The 16,008-nt window shown below is 59.8% G+C and carries 17 protein-coding genes; 10 read left to right on the forward strand and 7 right to left on the reverse strand.

The window, feature by feature from the left end; genetic code table 11:
• Nucleotides 1–5 precede the first annotated feature (5 nt).
• The 3 genes from ACQK2G_RS07695 to ACQK2G_RS07705 all read left to right on the forward strand — a co-directional run bounded on the left by ACQK2G_RS07695 (nt 6) and on the right by ACQK2G_RS07705 (nt 3,575).
• A complete protein-coding gene (locus ACQK2G_RS07695; RefSeq protein ID WP_425404441.1) occupies nt 6–935 on the forward strand; it encodes a hypothetical protein in 930 nt (309 codons plus the stop codon).
• Between the two features lie 71 nt (nt 936–1,006).
• Nucleotides 1,007–2,362 (forward strand): amidohydrolase family protein, encoded by a 1,356-nt coding sequence (locus tag ACQK2G_RS07700; protein ID WP_425404442.1) that lies wholly within the window; start codon nt 1,007–1,009, stop codon nt 2,360–2,362.
• A 595-nt stretch (nt 2,363–2,957) separates the two neighbouring features.
• Entirely contained in the window at nt 2,958–3,575 is a 618-nt protein-coding gene (locus ACQK2G_RS07705) for a VPLPA-CTERM sorting domain-containing protein (protein WP_425404443.1), read from the forward strand.
• Nucleotides 3,576–3,916: 341 nt separating this feature from the next.
• Here the strand turns inward: ACQK2G_RS07705 and ACQK2G_RS07710 are convergent, their stop codons facing one another.
• The 3 genes from ACQK2G_RS07710 to ACQK2G_RS07720 form a co-directional block, all read right to left on the reverse strand.
• Entirely contained in the window at nt 3,917–4,156 is a 240-nt protein-coding gene (locus ACQK2G_RS07710; protein ID WP_425404444.1) for a YMGG-like glycine zipper-containing protein, read from the reverse strand.
• Nucleotides 4,157–4,403: 247 nt separating this feature from the next.
• Nucleotides 4,404–4,592, reverse strand: coding sequence for a hypothetical protein (locus tag ACQK2G_RS07715; RefSeq protein WP_425404445.1), 189 nt, complete (start codon nt 4,590–4,592; stop codon nt 4,404–4,406).
• 165 nt (nt 4,593–4,757) lie between these two features.
• Nucleotides 4,758–5,195, reverse strand: coding sequence for a hypothetical protein (locus tag ACQK2G_RS07720; protein WP_425404446.1), 438 nt, complete (start codon nt 5,193–5,195; stop codon nt 4,758–4,760).
• A 322-nt stretch (nt 5,196–5,517) separates the two neighbouring features.
• Here ACQK2G_RS07720 and ACQK2G_RS07725 point away from each other — a divergent pair, with 322 nt between their 5' ends.
• The 4 genes from ACQK2G_RS07725 (at nt 5,518) to ACQK2G_RS07740 (ending at nt 8,187) form a co-directional block, all read left to right on the forward strand.
• Entirely contained in the window at nt 5,518–5,715 is a 198-nt protein-coding gene (locus tag ACQK2G_RS07725; RefSeq protein ID WP_425404447.1) for a CsbD family protein, read from the forward strand.
• Nucleotides 5,716–5,763: 48 nt separating this feature from the next.
• The gene (locus ACQK2G_RS07730; protein WP_425404448.1) at nt 5,764–5,940 is read left to right on the forward strand and encodes a DUF1328 domain-containing protein; all 177 of its coding nucleotides are present in this window, start codon (nt 5,764–5,766) and stop codon (nt 5,938–5,940) included.
• Nucleotides 5,941–6,027: 87 nt separating this feature from the next.
• Complete coding sequence (locus tag ACQK2G_RS07735; protein WP_425404449.1) at nt 6,028–7,416, forward strand: DUF2254 domain-containing protein; 1,389 nt, start codon at nt 6,028–6,030, stop codon at nt 7,414–7,416.
• A gap of 252 nt (nt 7,417–7,668) precedes the next feature.
• Nucleotides 7,669–8,187, forward strand: a complete 519-nt coding sequence (locus tag ACQK2G_RS07740) for an RNA polymerase sigma factor (RefSeq protein ID WP_425404450.1) — start codon at nt 7,669–7,671, stop codon at nt 8,185–8,187.
• 45 nt (nt 8,188–8,232) lie between these two features.
• Here ACQK2G_RS07740 and ACQK2G_RS07745 read toward each other — a convergent pair whose 3' ends face one another.
• Both ACQK2G_RS07745 and ACQK2G_RS07750 read right to left on the reverse strand, forming a co-directional pair.
• A complete protein-coding gene (locus tag ACQK2G_RS07745; protein WP_425404451.1) occupies nt 8,233–8,928 on the reverse strand; it encodes a response regulator transcription factor in 696 nt (231 codons plus the stop codon).
• Between the two features lie 9 nt (nt 8,929–8,937).
• Complete coding sequence (locus ACQK2G_RS07750) at nt 8,938–10,947, reverse strand: sensor histidine kinase (RefSeq protein WP_425404452.1); 2,010 nt, start codon at nt 10,945–10,947, stop codon at nt 8,938–8,940.
• Nucleotides 10,948–11,290: 343 nt separating this feature from the next.
• Between ACQK2G_RS07750 and ACQK2G_RS07755 the strand changes: the two genes are divergently transcribed.
• Nucleotides 11,291–11,581: a hypothetical protein gene (locus ACQK2G_RS07755; RefSeq protein ID WP_425404453.1), complete on the forward strand. Its 291-nt coding sequence runs from the start codon at nt 11,291–11,293 to the stop codon at nt 11,579–11,581.
• Between the two features lie 251 nt (nt 11,582–11,832).
• The gene (locus tag ACQK2G_RS07760; protein WP_425404454.1) at nt 11,833–12,813 is read left to right on the forward strand and encodes an OmpA family protein; all 981 of its coding nucleotides are present in this window, start codon (nt 11,833–11,835) and stop codon (nt 12,811–12,813) included.
• Between the two features lie 109 nt (nt 12,814–12,922).
• On the opposite strand, the gene ACQK2G_RS07765 is transcribed toward ACQK2G_RS07760, so the two are convergent.
• Both ACQK2G_RS07765 and ACQK2G_RS07770 read right to left on the reverse strand, forming a co-directional pair.
• On the reverse strand, nt 12,923–13,648 hold the full coding sequence (locus ACQK2G_RS07765; protein ID WP_425404455.1) for a glutathione S-transferase N-terminal domain-containing protein: 726 nt from the start codon (nt 13,646–13,648) through the stop codon (nt 12,923–12,925).
• Nucleotides 13,649–13,652: 4 nt separating this feature from the next.
• Nucleotides 13,653–14,852 (reverse strand): CaiB/BaiF CoA transferase family protein, encoded by a 1,200-nt coding sequence (locus tag ACQK2G_RS07770; RefSeq protein WP_425404456.1) that lies wholly within the window; start codon nt 14,850–14,852, stop codon nt 13,653–13,655.
• Between the two features lie 163 nt (nt 14,853–15,015).
• Here ACQK2G_RS07770 and ACQK2G_RS07775 point away from each other — a divergent pair, with 163 nt between their 5' ends.
• Entirely contained in the window at nt 15,016–16,008 is a 993-nt protein-coding gene (locus ACQK2G_RS07775; RefSeq protein WP_425404457.1) for a Gfo/Idh/MocA family protein, read from the forward strand.

A 16,008-nucleotide genomic window follows, 5' to 3' on the forward strand; every position in this document is an offset into this window, starting at 1 on the left:
GGTTAATGACCACCGACGGCCCGAACTCTGATTGGCCAGAACCGGTGATCACTTTTCTTAAGGATCATCTTCCGCAGGCTATGGATGGAAGTGGTTGGGAGGATCATAGCTCTTCCGCTTACCAGATGGGCTGTTTGGCGCTAGTAGCGTTAGGGCAGGCTGTCGAATCTGACCGTGGCGCTACCGCGCTTACCAACCCATCACTGCCCAATACCTTGCCGCGTTGGGACGATATTTGCGTCACCGTGCTATGGCTAGCGAGCCATTGGGGCAAACTGAACTTTCGCCTGCCGGACGGCAGCGTTCCGCGGTCTGAGCATAACACCGGCACATTCACGATACAGCGGATTGGCGCGCCACCACCGCCACCTCCCAATATTTTCGCGGGAAAGGGCATCCGGCCTGCTCGGGCCACACCAGAGGTGCTGTACGTTTTGGAGGGGCTGGGTCTTGTCGGTGAAACTGGATTGTGGGCGGATCAGGCCGAAACTGTGCTCTGGCGATATCACCCACGCAATTGGGGGGATGAGGTTACGAGCGACCTGCGTTACTTATCCGCAATCGAGCAAGCAGTCGAAACGCTTCCGGGAGATATTCGCGAACCGATCAGCCGCTTAACCACGGTTAGCGACGGAGATGTAGATGAATGGATGGAGACCCAAGAAACTGCTGAAAGCACGGCGCGCGCCAAATACGGACCGAAGGGTGTCTTTTCTATTCCTATCACTATTGAGCGGGCCAAGAGCTCCATCGTGTCAAAGCGCCGGAATGATCTGGATTGGTTGTTCTTTCGGAGGTGGCGCTTGCCCGATGGATGGCTTTCAGAGCAGCAAGCCGCTCGAGCCATAGAGATTTTCCATGACCCTCTTGCAATACAGACACGGCGCGCCGTCCTGGCAAAATTGTGTCCCGACAAGCCAGAGTTTTCAGAATAGATCGAGCTGCCAGGGATTGCTTCTCGGGCGTCCGCCAGATCTTAAGGCACATTCTTGAGGATGTTGATTGCATGAACACAATGATCACAGGCGCCACCGTTATCACCGTCGACGGGAAGGGGACGATCCACCAGCCGGGCGCCGTCGTGGTGCGCGGGGATCGGATTACCGATATCGGGCCGTCGGCTGAGGTCGAGGCGCGCAACCCGGATGTCGGCAAGCGCATCGACGGGCGCGGGCGGATCGTCATGCCGGGTTTTGTCAGCGTTCATAACCATCTGGGTTATTCGGTCTTTCGCGGCAGGGCGGAGGATATCGGGCATGATGCGGTGCTCGGCCTCTATGTGCCGATGAGCACGATCCTGACCCGCGAGGAACGCAGCCTGCTCGCCGCGCTTTCCACCGCGGAACTGCTGCGGGGCGGCGTCACCACCGTGTTGCAGATGGAGGAGGATGCGGATGTCTCCGCCGCCTTCGTCGAGGAGATCGGTATGCGCGCGGCGCTCGGCATCATGGCGAGCGATATCGACGTTGCCGCCTTGAGCCAGGGCCGGATGGTGCTGGACGAACGCATCCGCGCCCAACAGGTGGAGCAGTCGATCGGCTTCGCGGAACAGGTACATGGGCGTGGGAACGGCCGCCTGACGGCGGTGATGGCGGCGAATACGGCCTCCACCTCCTCGCCCGAATTGCTGCGCGCGCTGCGCGATGCCGCGGACCGGCTGAACGTACCGGTTTCCATGCATATGGGGATCGGGGAGGCGCCGGATGTCCGGGCCCTGCATGGCGGTGCGGGTGTTTTCGAGTTCTGCCGTGACAACGGTTTCCTGGATGAACGTGCCATCGCCGTGCACTGCTACCAGTTGGGCGAGGGCGATATCGACACCCTGGCGCAATCAGGGGCGGCGCTGGCCCATTGTCCCTTGATGAACCAGTTCCGCGGTGCGATCGCGCCCGCGGAGACCATGCGGGAAAACGGCGTCCGGGTCGGGCTCGGCATCGACAATTACTTCTCCGACCATTTCGAGGTCATCCGGGCCCGCATCGCCGTGGCGCGCATCCGCGCCAACGATCCTTCCGTCGTTCCGTCCATGGACGCCCTGGCCGATGCGACCATCCGATCGGCGGAGGTCATGGGGATGGCCGATGAAATCGGTTCGCTGGAAGTCGGTAAGAAGGCGGACCTGCAGATCATCGACGCGCGGCGCTATGGGCTTGCGCCGTTGAACGATCCCGTCCGCACCCTGGTCTATCACGGCCACGGCAAGGATATCGAGACCGTGATGATCGACGGCAGAACCGTCGTCGAAGACGGTCGCGTAACCGGCATCGACGAGGAAGATCTGATCCTGCAGGCGGCCCAAGCAGGGGCTTCGGCCTGGGACCGTTTCAAAACCCGCCATGGGGCCTACGTCGCCGCGCACTGACGAGTCGCCCGGTTCTCCAGGCCTGTAACAACGCGTTTCCGGGAAGCATGCCGTTTGTTTTCGGGGGCTCCGCTGCTTTCTATTGTCAGGCCGCAGGAGCGTCGACTTCTCGTTGCAGTGGCTCGGCGCTTACTTCCGGGTCCTTTGGTACGGTGGCCAAACATATGCCGAGGGTCCGGTCCGGCGATGACCACTGGTTTTTTAGAGTTGTTATTAAAAGTAGAAAGTGCGTGAACCTATAGGAACAGATTCAGGCTTTCGATAGGCCTTTTACAAATGATTATTGATGATCTTTGATAGCGATTGACGATTTGTCATCCTCCGTCGACATTCCGCATATTACGCCATGCTAAAGGGGATTCCTGCTCTATATTTTAACGAGGGGGACTAAATGCGTATAAGCAAGTGCTGGACCTTTGCGGCGGCGTTCGCTGCCTCAATGGCCCTGGTTGGCGCGGTACAGGCTGCTTCCATCACATCTCAGTCATTCGATTCAAACCCCATTCTCAGCGACACTCAGGGGGCGGGTGTTTGGTATACTGATCGGTTCGCTCCATCCGGGTTTGAATCGGAGTTTTTTCTTGGGGACAATCGTTTGGCCCACACGATCTCATCCGCCGACGGTGCGAGCGGGCGTCCCAGTGGCTTTGCTAGCGCTTTCTATAACACGCAAGGCAGGAAATTCGATACGGCGGGTGCGACGGAAATCTCCATCGACTTCTTCGTCGACTCCGCGTTCCAGAGCGATCCCGCACGGATCGCCGGCATTTGGGGTACCGGTTTCCTGGGGGATGGAACGACGATCTCCGCTTTTCCCATCCTGGAATTTGCCGGGGGAACCTTCCAGGTTTTCGATACGATCGGCGGGGACAGTGACGGAACGGGTTTCCGCACGCTCGATACCGCCCCGACATTCAATTTCGATGAGTTCGTTGAACTCGGCATCGTTCTGGACACGGTGAACGATGTGTTCAACTACTTCATCGGCGGATTGCATGTGCACACCGAAGAGGCGGGCGGAACCCAGACAATCGGCAACGTCATTCTTCAGAACATCAACACGGATACCGGTGTGAACCGTACGGTTTATTGGGACAATTTGCAGGCTTCCTCGGTCTCGGCCGTGCCGGTGCCCGCAGCTTTCCCGTTGCTTGCCGGTGCCCTGGCCGGTTTCGGCCTGATCAGTTGGCGCAAGCGCCGCGTTTCTGCCTGAATTCGGTATCAGGATCTTGCGAAGGGGCATCTTCGGATGCCCTTTTTCTTGTGCATCCAGATTAATCCGGGATTTACGCATTTTTTGCGCCAGACCGCTTCGTCGATTGGTGGATCACGAGTTTCCATTAGTGTGACGATCGAGCGGGGCTGAAAGCGCGTGGCGCTCTAGGCCTTGTGATTTGGGTTTTCGCCGGAAGTATCTGTGTTCTCGGTAATCATACTCGAACCGGATTAAGGGCCAATCGCGAACCCAGGCAATCTAATGAAAATGCCCGCCCGACGGGTGAGAGGGACCGGCCGAGCGGACAGAGGGGGAGGGAGGATCAAATCCGGAGGAGTTTATTCTTCTTTTTCTTCCAGCTTTTCTTTCACATAGCCGGCCGCTGCGCCGACGCCGGCGCCGATCGCGGCGCCGCAACTGACGCATCCGCCGGTCATCAGCGTGCCGGCAGCGCCGACACCCGCACCGATCGCGCCGCCGCTAAGCGTGCTCTGCTGCGTGTCGTTCATGTTGGTGCAGCCGGTCGCCAGCCCCAAGGTCAGTACCGAGGCCGCTATGAGAGACTTGCTGCGGGTCATATGAAATCTCCTTGGTCGATTGCGATAATGAAACGCATGACGATCCGTCGTTTCGGACCGTCTATAGGAATAACGCCGGGGGAAGATGATGGTTGCCGGAGAAGCTGCATTTTTTGCTTTTTGGCAGGGGGTAGAGCGGGACGGCCACGGCAAAAACACAAACGCCCCGCGGGGCCGCCGCAGGGGATGACAGGATCGGTTAGGGCCGACACATCGCTGGCAACGAGGTGACAGGAACCGCAAGCGGCTACTTCACGGATTGCTCCACGATCAATCTGCTCGCGTCATAGGGCTGCTCCGGTTCCGAGCCGCTCAACTCACTGATGAACCGGACACCCCGGTCCACTAGATCGCCGACCGACTCTCCCGCCGCCTGCGCCGACAAAAGCAGGGAAATAACGCACAGTGTCAGTCCTAGGAGTGCTATTTGCCTCATAACTTGTCTCAAAAAGTAAAGGTACTGTTCGGGCTTCTTTGTTTCCGAGCCTCAAGGCTTTCCCGCTTCCTCATCTTTGAAACGGCGCCGCCGTCCCGGCGGCTCATAAGAGAAAGCGCGGCCGGGACGGTCAGGCACTAAACCGGAAGGGGAAGGGCGGGGAAGTTACCCATCCTGAAGGTCATTTCCCTTCAACTCGTTCCAAGCCGCTTCCAGGCGCTCGACCGCGACGTCGAACTTGTCCTTGGCGACTTCCCAGTTCTCTTCGCTGGCATCCTTCACCTCTTCCCAAGAGGCGCGGACTTCGGCCCAAGCTTCGTCGAGGGCTTCGCCGGCGTCTTCGGCGACTTCCTCGGCATTGTCATCCGCCTGTTCGGCATGCTCGGCGATCTGGTCCACCCAGCTCTCGAAAGTTTCTTCGACGGCCTTCTTCTGTTCGTCGAAGGAAATCTCGTTCTCATTGGCCGTGGTGGCCATCTGCACGGCACCCGCCTTGTCGTCATTCCCCGGTACCGAGGTGGCGTCGATATCGGTCGCATGGGCGACACCGGCGGTCACGGCAAGCGTCGTCGCGAGGGCTGTGGTTTTCAGAAGTTTCAACATTCTGGCCTCCTTTCGCTGTGGCAACTGACCTAACAACGCACGGCGCGGCGGCCGGGTTGCAGAAAATCCCGGCCTTTTTTCATCTCCATCCGGCGGATGTCTGGCGGCGCGTTATTAATAAGTGCGTGAAGAGAAAACTCTCCGGCACCGAGGCGTCGCATTGGGGGCGCGACCCCCGCGGTTCGCCGTTGATCTTTCCGAAAATTCGCAACCCGCGCGCGCCGGCGGGCGTTGTTTCGATACGAGGCCGGCGGGCGGGGCGATAGAGCTCTGGAAGACCCGGTTCCGGCATGTGGAGAGTAACGGACGAAAGGAGACCGTCATGAACGAGCAGCTTCTGAAAGGCCGGTGGAACGAAATGAAAGGCCGCGTGAAAGAAAAATGGGGCCGCCTGACCGACGACGAGTTGGAACAGATGGACGGCAATATGGATCAATTGATCGGCGCGCTGCAGCAGCGCTACGGACTGGTCCAGGAAGAAGCCCGGAAGGAAGTGAACGCCTGGCTGCGGACGCACTGAAAACTCCGCCAAAGCCTCTCGGATTAACCGAACGGATAGGAGATTGAGATGATTAGATGGGCCATTTTGAGTTTGATCCTCGCGCTTGTCGCGGCGGTCTTCGGTTTCGGCGGTATCGCCGCGGCCTTCGTTGATGTCGCGCAGATACTGTTCTTCGTTTTCATTGTATTGTTCATCCTGGCATCCGTCGTCGGCGTGATGCAGGGGCGTCGTCCCCCGCAATAACACGCGCCCGGAAAAACGCGGCCGGACTCCGCCCATTATGGTCGGACTCCGGCCCGTCGGCGGTTCAGCACATGGCAAGGATTGGATATGTCCGCACCAATGACGATCGGCCGCCTGACGGTAACCCGGCTATACAACAGTTTCATGGCGCTGCAGGCCAATCTGTGGCTGATCCCGGCCCTTTATTGCGCCACCTTCTTCTTGATGACGGCCGGGCTGTATATCGCCGAGATGGCCTATCCCAAGGTTCTGCACGGTCCGGTGACGCTGTTCCAGGGCGAGACGGCCGACGCGAAATCGGTCGTCGCCACGCTTCTTTCCGCCATGATCACCATGGCGACCCTGGCGATCTCAATCACCATCGTGGTTCTGTCCCTGGCGGCTTCGCAATTGGGACCGCGCCTGATCAAGTCCGTGATGTCCGACCGCCGGACGAAGGATTTTATCGGGATGTTCTTCGGCGCGATCGTGGCTTGTTTTGTCCTGACGGTCATCCTGCACTCGCGGCAGCCCGAGCAACCGGTGCCGCAGACCACCATCGCCTTCGTCTTTTTACTGGTTTTCGTGAACCTCTTCGTATTGCTGGGATTCGTGCATCACATCGCACGGTCCTGCATCGCCGATAGTGTCATCAACCGTGTATCGCGTGAGCTGACCCAGTCGATAGAACGGCTGGCGGAAGATGACGGTAAAAAAGGCGACGCTGAAAAGGACGCCGGTCAAGGCGACGGTAGAGGGGCTTCGGCCGATCTTCCGGACGGTTTCGAGGATACGGGTGTTCCCCTGGTGCTCCCCAAATCCGGTTACGTCCAACAAATCGACCACAAGGCGGTCGTGCAACTGGCGGCCGATGCGGATGCCGTTGTGCGGGTCGACGTTTCTCCGGGCTACTTCGGGGTGGACGGCGAGGCGGTTGGATGGATCCACGGCGCCGGCGGCGATGATGCGGCCGAGGAACTGGCCCGGGCGATAACCGATGCCTTCACGATCGGTTCCACCCGCACCCCGACACAGGATCTGGAATATTCTATACGCCACCTGGTGGAGATTGCCACCAGGGCTCTGTCACCCGGCATAAACGACAGTTTCACGGCCATACAGGTCATCGACCAGTTGTCCGCCGCGCTGGCCTGCCTGTTCCGGAAGACCGTGCCTGACGCAAAACATGTCGACAAGGACGGAACCCTTCGCCTCTACGCCGCGACACCCGACCCGTCGGAGATTGTTTTCAACGCTTTCGATCGCATCCGGCACAGCGGCTGCGGCAAGCCGGACGTTTCGCGGCACATGCTTGCCAAGCTGCGGGTCCTGGCCGGATTTGCCCAAAGTCCGCGCGTAAAGGCCGCCCTAAACGATCAGGTTGAAGCGATAGAGCAGGATATTGCCTGCTGCCAGGCGGCGCTGATCGATGAGGGGGAAATCCGCGCCCTCGCGGCCGAAACAAAGAAAATTCTGCGCGGAGAAGGGGCTGAATAACCCTATCGTGGTCCTCCGGAGCGGTCCCGTCGCAGTATGGACAGGCACATGTATATATAGATGCCTTACTTCTTTATATCTGGACAAAATATAATGAAAACAAATGATTAAAATAGTTTCAGGTTAAATGGCCCTGCAATTTTTTAACGGAATTTTTACGCCGAGAGGCTGAATCGCGCATCGAACCTTCACGCAGGGTAGCTCCATATTCCAAGCGTCGAACAACGCAGACGCAACCGAGGAGCTTTCAAGATGTGTATCGTTCGTGAACAGATTTCCGACCAACTGCCGCATCTGGAACGGTTCGCTTTGTCCCTCGTCGGACAATCCCGCCGCGCCGACGCGGAAGACCTGGTTCAGGACTGCGTGGAACGAGCCCTTGTGAAGGCCGAACAGTTCAAGCCCGGCACCAATCTTCGCGCCTGGCTTTTTACGATGATGCGTAACCTGTTCCTGTCGGGTAAGCGCCATGACAAGGTGCGCCGCGCCCATGTCGAGGAAGTCTCGAAACAGGATATGAACGCGCGCCCCGCCGATCAGGCCGTCGTGTTGCTGCTGAAGCAGACCGACCGCGCCATTCGGGCGCTGCCCAAGAAGGACCAGGCCCTGATCCGCGATGTCGCCGTCTATGACATGCCCTATCAGAAGGTCGCCGAAGTCCGGAACGAACGCGTCGGTACGCTAAAATCGCGCCTCAGCCGCGCCCGGACCAAACTGCGTGATGAAATCGGTTTCGCCGCGAATGAGAGCGATTTCAGCCTCGCGGCGTAGCAGCCGCCCGTCATCCCCCGACGGCAAGTCCCTCCCGCTTGCCGGTCAATCGGGCCCGGTGTTGGATACGATCCGGTATCCGACGCCGGGCTCGGTCACGATTAGAGACGGGTCCTCGGAATCGTCGCCCAGCTTGGCCCGCAGGTTCTTGATATAGACGCGCAGGTAATGGGTCTGGTCGCGATAGGCCTGCCCCCAGCATTCCTCTAGGATCTGCGAATGCTGCAGTACCTTGTCGGGATGGCGTGCCATAAAGGCCAGGATATCGAATTCCTTTTTTGTCAGCCGTACCGACTGACCATCCAATTCCACTGATCTTTGCGCCATGTTGATGCTGAGGTTGCCGACCCTTAGGGAGCCGTCTTCAACGGCGTTTTCCGCATCGGTGAAATCCCGGAATAAGCGTCGAAGCCTGGCCAGCAGCTCTCCCATACCAAAGGGTTTCGTCACGTAATCGTTTGCGCCCGCGTCCAGCGCGGAAATCTTCTGGGTTTCGTGATGGCGGGCGGAGAGGACGATCACGGGCGTTTCAGAGAATTCCCGGATCGTGCGCAGAACATCCAGGCCATCCTGGTCCGGCAAGCCCAGATCGAGGATCATGGCATCCGGGTTCCAGGTGGTGAATTCACGGATCGCGGCACCGCCGTCTTCCGCCTGCCGGACCTCGTTTCCATGCGCGGTCAGGCTGGCGGTCAGGAAGCGGCGGATCGGTGCCTCGTCATCGACAACAAGTACCTTCATGGGTCTAGACTAGCTGGCTATTTCGGCTGTTTCCAATGTGACGACATTATCGACGGGCAGTTCAAGGTTGAACCGTGACCCTTTGCCCGGTCCATCACTTTCGGCCCAGACCCGTCCGTTGTGCAAGCGGGCGATTTCCTTGCATATGGTGAGCCCGAGGCCGGGACTGGATTCCGTATGCGAGCCGTGTTGGACCTTGAACAGGCGCTCGAAGATACGTTCCAGATTCTCCCTCGCGATGCCAACACCCGAATCGGCGACGGTGAAGATGACCGTCGTGCCGTTGCTTTTCAATCTTGCTGTAATCGTCGTGCCGGCGCCGGAATACTTGGTCGCGTTCTCCAGATAGTTCTGGACGATCTTCTCCAACAGCATGGCGTCGCCGCTGACGAAGGGGATCGGATGGTCGAATTCACGGATGAAGGTGAAATTGGCCAGATGGGTCGAAATCGATTCAGCGACCGTATCGACGATATCGACCAGGTCAACCGGTTCCAGGCGGGTTTCCAGGCTTTCGTTCTCCAGCTTGGTCAGGTCCAGGGCTTCGGCCACGAACCGATCCAACCGCGTCGCTTCGTTGTAGATGTCCTCCAGCAGGCTGGCGATCGTCTCGTCGTCATACTTGTCCCGGAAGGTCTGCAGGCTGGTGGTGCTGCCGATGATGGTGGACAGGGGTGTCCGGAAATCGTGCGATACGGCGGACAAGACGGTGTTCCGCAGGTTTTCCGTGGTTTCCTTGGCCTTGACCTGCTCGATCTCCTCTTCCGCGATGATCCGCTCGACGGCGATGCCGGAGAGGTCCGCGACGACCTCGATCAGGACGCGGATCCGCGGGTCCGCCAGTTTTTCTTCCTCGATCTTGTGGATCACGATCAGGCCCGACGGTTTGCCGCCACCCGAAATCGGCTGGAAATGCAGGATACTGTCATTCGCGACGCTGGTGCCGTAACCGGCGGGCTCGTCGGTTTCCAGCGCGATCTGCGCCGCCAGAAGATCCGGCGAGAGAATTTCGTAGCCGGTGCGATTGGCAAGCTCTTCGGCGAACATCTTTTCCGACCCGCGATAATCGACCAGATGGACACGCGCCTTCAGTGGCGCTTCGAGTTCCGCCTTGACCAGGTCAAAGACCTGATCGAGAGAGACGGTCTCCGTCAGCTTGCGCGAAATGCGCAGCACGATCTCGTTGAAGGCCTGCTTTTCCTTGGCGGCGCTCAGCAGATCCGCTGCGCGGCCGACGATCAAGCTGGTCAGCGACCCGACGAACAGGAAGATCACCAGGGTGATGATGTCGTCGACGCTGTCGATCTTGATCGACCAGATCGGAACCACGAACAGGAAGTTCAACAACAGCATGCCGGTGGCGGCGGCCGCCAGGCCGGCCCATCTTCCGAACAGGACGGAGGACAGTACAACCGAGGCAATCATGATCAGATAGGGGAAAACGATGGGGGTCGACGCGCGAAGCTGCCAGCAGATGAACGCACTTATGCCGACGAGGCCCAACACCCCGGCCAGGTTGATCAGGGTTCGGCGGCCGGATTGTCCGTCTTCCGAAGAATGCACGATGGAATAACCCGACGTAAGGGTGTCGCATTCCATGCGATGCAATTCAGCGGATTTCAGGGTCTTCCGAAGACGGTGGTACAGACGATAGCCGCGATACTTGCCGATCAGGCCTTTGGGCTGGAAGATCAACACGCTTTCCAGGTTTTCCCCGATGCGGCCGATCAGATCGAGCATGTCCTCGCGCGTCGTCAGCACGGTCTTCGCGCCCGAACGTTCGGCGAGAAAACCGATATCGCCGGCCCAGGCGTCAGAAAGGTCGCCGACTATGTCGGTCGAGCGGGCGATTATGAAGACCAGCCATTTATCCGGCGGGGTTCTGAATTGCTGCGCGGCCATCCGCCTAACCGAGCGCCAATCCGTCGCGGTTTTCAGGATCACCACATGGCGAATGCCGTCGAAATCGTCATCGCGGTCCTGTGGAATAGACTGAACGTCGCTGACTGTCGTGTTCAAAGTAATGCATTCCCGTTTGTTTCGCCTTGCCGACGAAAAGTTGCATTTACCCCCCAGATGCATCCCAGGCGGACGGCGTGTCGTTCTTGCGGTTGCGATTCTGCGCCGATTTCAGCGCTGCCGTGCGTCCTGCCGGTCCCTTGTGACATAGAACGCCCGGATTAGGTAGCTTTAACGACCCGAACTACCAATCACGTCGCTTGTGACGTCAGGGAATGTCTGGCCTTCCCTGGCCGGGTCCAAAAAACGAAGTCTGCGTTAAAAAGTTGTACCGTTGGAGGCAACCGGGGCCGGTTCCGGGCGTTGATAGGGTATCGAACAGGATTTGCCGAAGGAGGCCAGCATGTCCCTTACCCAGGTAAGTGATCATTCCGTTGCCGATATCGATGACCATATCTCAACCCGGCACCGGGTTGTCGCGCGGACTCTGAACAGTCGATTGACCGGCACCGCCATCGCGCTCGCCTTTACATCCGCCATGCTTGCCGGCGTGGCGCTCAGCGCGAAAGATATCCAGGCTTCGACCGAGGTCGTTAAAGAGCGTGTCTGGCAATCGGTCTCCACGATCGTCTGCGGTTCCTATCTGAATGCCGTCACCCGGGTCGGACCGGGTTGTGGAACGACCGCGCCGTAATCGCGGCCGCCGACACCTCGGCGTTGGACGCATCAACAGTATTTCTTGAACGGGTCGGAACGGCGGTTCCGGCCCGTTTCCGTTTTGCGGAGGCGGGTCAAAAAAATTCGAAACCTGAATGCAACGGTCGCGATGGGGAGGACGTTGTTTGTGCAAGGAAGCGGGCGGCCGCAGTGATCTATCAGGCGCCCCTCCAGTCCCGAGTTTTCTAAGCGCCTGTCAGGCGCAAAACAAAACCCAAGGAGATATCCATGAGTTTCAAGATCAAGATGACGACCGCCACCATGGCTGCCTGCATCGCCTTTGCGGCGGCGCCTGCGAGCGCGGCAAACATCCTGTTTCCGGACTATGAGGAATTCAAGAGTCACACGGTGACGGGAACCGGCTTTAACGCTGAACTGGCGCGCCAGTATCAGACGATGAGCGCGTACGAATATCAGGAAATGTACGACTACATCGACGCAGAAACCTATGCCGAACGCGGCATGATGGCTGAAAAGGACATTACTCCCGCGCCGTTCCAGCCCGAGGAGTGGGATATTGACGATCCCGCCGCTATGAAGGAATTGCAGGCCGCACGCATTGAACTGCTGGGCGCCATGCAGAAGGGCGCTGCCGATATCGCGCCGGCCCAGGCCGCCAATGCGCAGGCCAAGTACGATTGCTGGGTCGAGCAGCAGGAAGAAGGGTGGCAGACCACGCATATCGCCCAGTGCCGCGAAGGTTTCCGCGCCGCCATGATCGACCTGAACGAAGCGATGATGCCGAAGAAGGCTGAAGCCGAACCGGCCGCGCCGGTCGCCAAGATCGATCCGCCGAAGCTGCCGCCGCGCGTCGAACTGAGCCGTCAGGTGATCTATTTCGACTTCGACGACGCCAGCCTGACGCCGGGTGCGGAACTGAAGATCCGCGAGCTGACCGCCAGTGTTGCCGGCCTGGATGACATCAACGTCCATGTGGAAGGCCATGCCGACCGCGCCGGTCCGTCGGACTACAACAAGGCGCTTTCGGAAGAGCGTGCGGAAAACGTCCGGAATGCGCTGATCGCCAACGGTCTGCCGACGTCCAAGCTGAAGCGCATGCTGACCGACTCGGAAGGTGAGAGCGACCCGGCCGTCGTCACTGCCGATGGCGTCCGCGAAGCCCGTAACCGTCGCGTGGAAATCTCGGTCACCGGTTTTGAGGACAAGACTGCCTCTTCCGGTCCGGCGAATGTCGCCTCCGCCGAGTAATACGGCACACGGCAAAAAACGAGGGAAGGCGCCTGGCGCCTGACCTTGAGAAGAACGCAGGCTCCCTCGCCAAACGGCGGGGGAGTTTGCGTTTTGAAACCTGTCTGGATCAGTTCCCTTTCTGTCCGAACAGGATTTTTCTTTCCTCGTCGCTCGGCGGAGCGCTGCGGCGGGAGTCCTTGCCGAGGTCCACGCCGCGCTGTACCGCGGACCGGGATTTGATCTCGCCGCGCCAACGGCTGAGGTTGGGGTAGGCGGAAAGATCCATCGAGGGCGTGCCGGCCAAAGGCGATTTTGACAGCATCGGCTTGGCGATCAGTACCCAGGGCCAGTTGATCATATCGGCGATGGTATAGTCGTCGCCCAGAATGAAACGCCGCCCGTCCAGTCGACGGTCGAGCACGCCGAGGCAGCGGTCATATTCATTGGCGTAGCGTTCCGCTGAATAGGCGTTGTCGCCCTGGGCGTAGTTGACGAAATGACTCAACTGACCGCCCATCGGGCCCTGGTTGCCGACCTGCCAGAACAGCCATTCCAGGCATTCCTTGCGGCCGCGCGCATCCTCCGGAATGAACTTTCCGAACTTGTCGGCCAGATAGATCATGATCGCGCCGGATTCGAATACGCTTACCGGTTCGCTGCCATAGTCTTCCGGCGGATCGTGGTCGACGAGGGCGGGCATGCGGTTGTTCGGGCTGATCTTCAGGAAGTCCGGCTTGAACTGGTCGCCCTTGCCGATATTCACCGGGATCATGTTGTAATCGATGCCCAATTCCTCCAGCAGGATCGAGACCTTCCAGCCGTTCGGCGTCGGCCAGTAATAGAAGTCGATCATTCGGTTATCCTTTCCGCTCGGCCTTGGCCGCGCCGCTCGACAGCAGCGCTTCGATATCGTCCTCACCATATCCCGCTTCGCGCAGGACTTCCTCGGTATGCTCGCCCAGCAGCGGCGCGCCCTGCGTCAGGTCAAGCTGTGTGCGGGAGAACTGCGCGGCGGGTCGCGCCTGCCGCAGGCGGCCCGCGACCGGGTGGTCCAGTTCCACCAGCATCTGGTTTTCCTCGATCTGGGGATGGTGGATCATCTCCTTGCGCTTGAGCACCTGGGCACAGGGAATGTCATGCGCATCCAGGTGTTCCAGCCAGTATTCGGCGCTGTTCGTGCGGAGAACCTCCTGGGTCAATTCCAGGCGCGCGTCGATATTCTCGTGCCGTTTCTCTGGCGTGTCGAACCGCGGGTCGTCCCGCCATTCCGGATGGCCGACCGCTTCGGTCAGCGCGAACCATTGCTTGTCGGTATTGACCGCGACCGTGATGTAGTCCGTCGTCGTCTCATAGATCAGGTCGATGAAACTGTGCGCTTTCTCGCTTTCGATCTCGTCGCCGACGAAGGTGTGGCCGCCCATGTCGGAATGCCACAGGAAGGAGACGACACTGTCCAGCATGGAGACCTTCACATGCTGGCCTTCGCCTGTGCGTTCGCGGTGAAGCAGGGCGGCGGTCACGGCCTGGGCCGTGGTGAAGCCGGTCAGCTTGTCCGGCACGATGGTACGGACCAGGCGCGGGCGCGCCTCGTCCGACCCGCCCTGGATGGTGGTCAGCCCTGACAGGGCCTGCACCAGCGGGTCATAGACCGGTTTGTTCGCGAAGGGGCCGTTTTCCCCAAACCCGCTGATAGAGACATAGACGATATCGGGCCTGACCGCGCGTACCGCGTCCTCGCCCAGGCCCAACCGCGCGACGACGCCGGGCCGGAAGTTATGGATGAAGACATCGGCGTCCTTCAGAAGCGCGTGGACGACAGCCAGGGCCTTTTCGTCCTTCAGGTTCAGCGAGACGGAGCGCTTGTTGCGGTTATTATTGAGGAAGGAGGCCGTCATCCCGCCGCGGCGGGTGGACACTTGTCGTGTCACGTCGCCGGCGGCCGTGTTCTCGATCTTGATCACATCCGCGCCCTGATCGGCCAGCAACATGGTCGACAAGGGGCCTGAGACGACCTGCGTCAGATCGACGATGCGAATTCCCTGCAACGGTCCGGACATGGACGATACCCTATTCTGTTCCAGATACATGCGCCTTCCGGCGTTGCGGCTAGAACCTAACCGCTCATTCCAAAACTATTAGCGCCCGGCCGGGAAAGGCAATCTTGCCCTATCCGGCGAACGGGGCTTCCCTAGACGCCGCTTTATCATAGTGGGGGGTATCATGGCTGCGATGAAACTGGGGATTGTCGGTGTCGGCATCATGGGCGAACGGGTGTTGAATGCCGTCCTGCGGCATGATCCCTCGGTCGTGGCGCTGGGCGGCATCTGGGATCCGTCCGCCGAGACGATGGACCGGATCAGCCGGGAGCATCCCTCCGTGCCGGTTCTGGAGGGCCCCGAGGCGGTGATCGCGGCGTCGGATTGCCTGTATATCGCCTCGCCGCCGGTGACCCATCTGGGCTATGCCCGAAAGGCGATGGAGAGGGGGCTCGCCGTGTTGACGGAAAAGCCGCTCGCCGTGGATATGGCCGACGCGGAAGCCTTTGCCGCCGAGGTGGAGAAAACCAACGCGCGTGCGGCGGTGAATTTCATTTTCGCCTCGATGCCGGGTGTTGAGCATATCCGGCAGTGGATCGGCGAGGGCGCGGTTGGCCCGGTCGAGAGTCTGACGATCGAGCTTGCCTATCAATCCTGGCCGCGGCCGTGGCAGATGGATGCGCTGGGCTGGCTGGACAAGCGCGAGCAGGGCGGTTTCACGCGGGAGGTCGGGAGTCATTTCCTGTTCCTGACGCGTCGCCTGCTGGGGCCGATGGAACTCAAGTCGGCTTCCGCGACCTATCCTGACAACACCGGCAGCGAAACGGCGATTTCGGCGGAGATCGTGGCCGGCGGCATTCCGGTCGCGGTGACCGGTTCGGTCGGGACGACCGAGAAGCCGGACCACAATCTCTGGACCCTGAAGGGTCGCGACGGATCCGTTCGGCTCAGCGACTGGACGCGCGGTCAGAAACTGGGGGCCGACGGCGAATGGCACGAGCATCCCGACTGCCTGCCGTTGGAGGATACGAGGCCGCTGATCCTGAAAGGGCAACTCGACAAACTGGCGGCATTGAGCGCGGGCACGCCGTTGCCGGAAGGGGCCTTTCCCCTGGCGAGTGTTCAGGAAGCCCTCGACGTCCAACGCATGGTGGAAGCAATCCTGGCGAGCGGGTGA

The organism is Hwanghaeella sp. (genome assembly GCF_965227365.1).
Taxonomy (GTDB): domain Bacteria; phylum Pseudomonadota; class Alphaproteobacteria; order UBA8366; family Aestuariispiraceae; genus Hwanghaeella.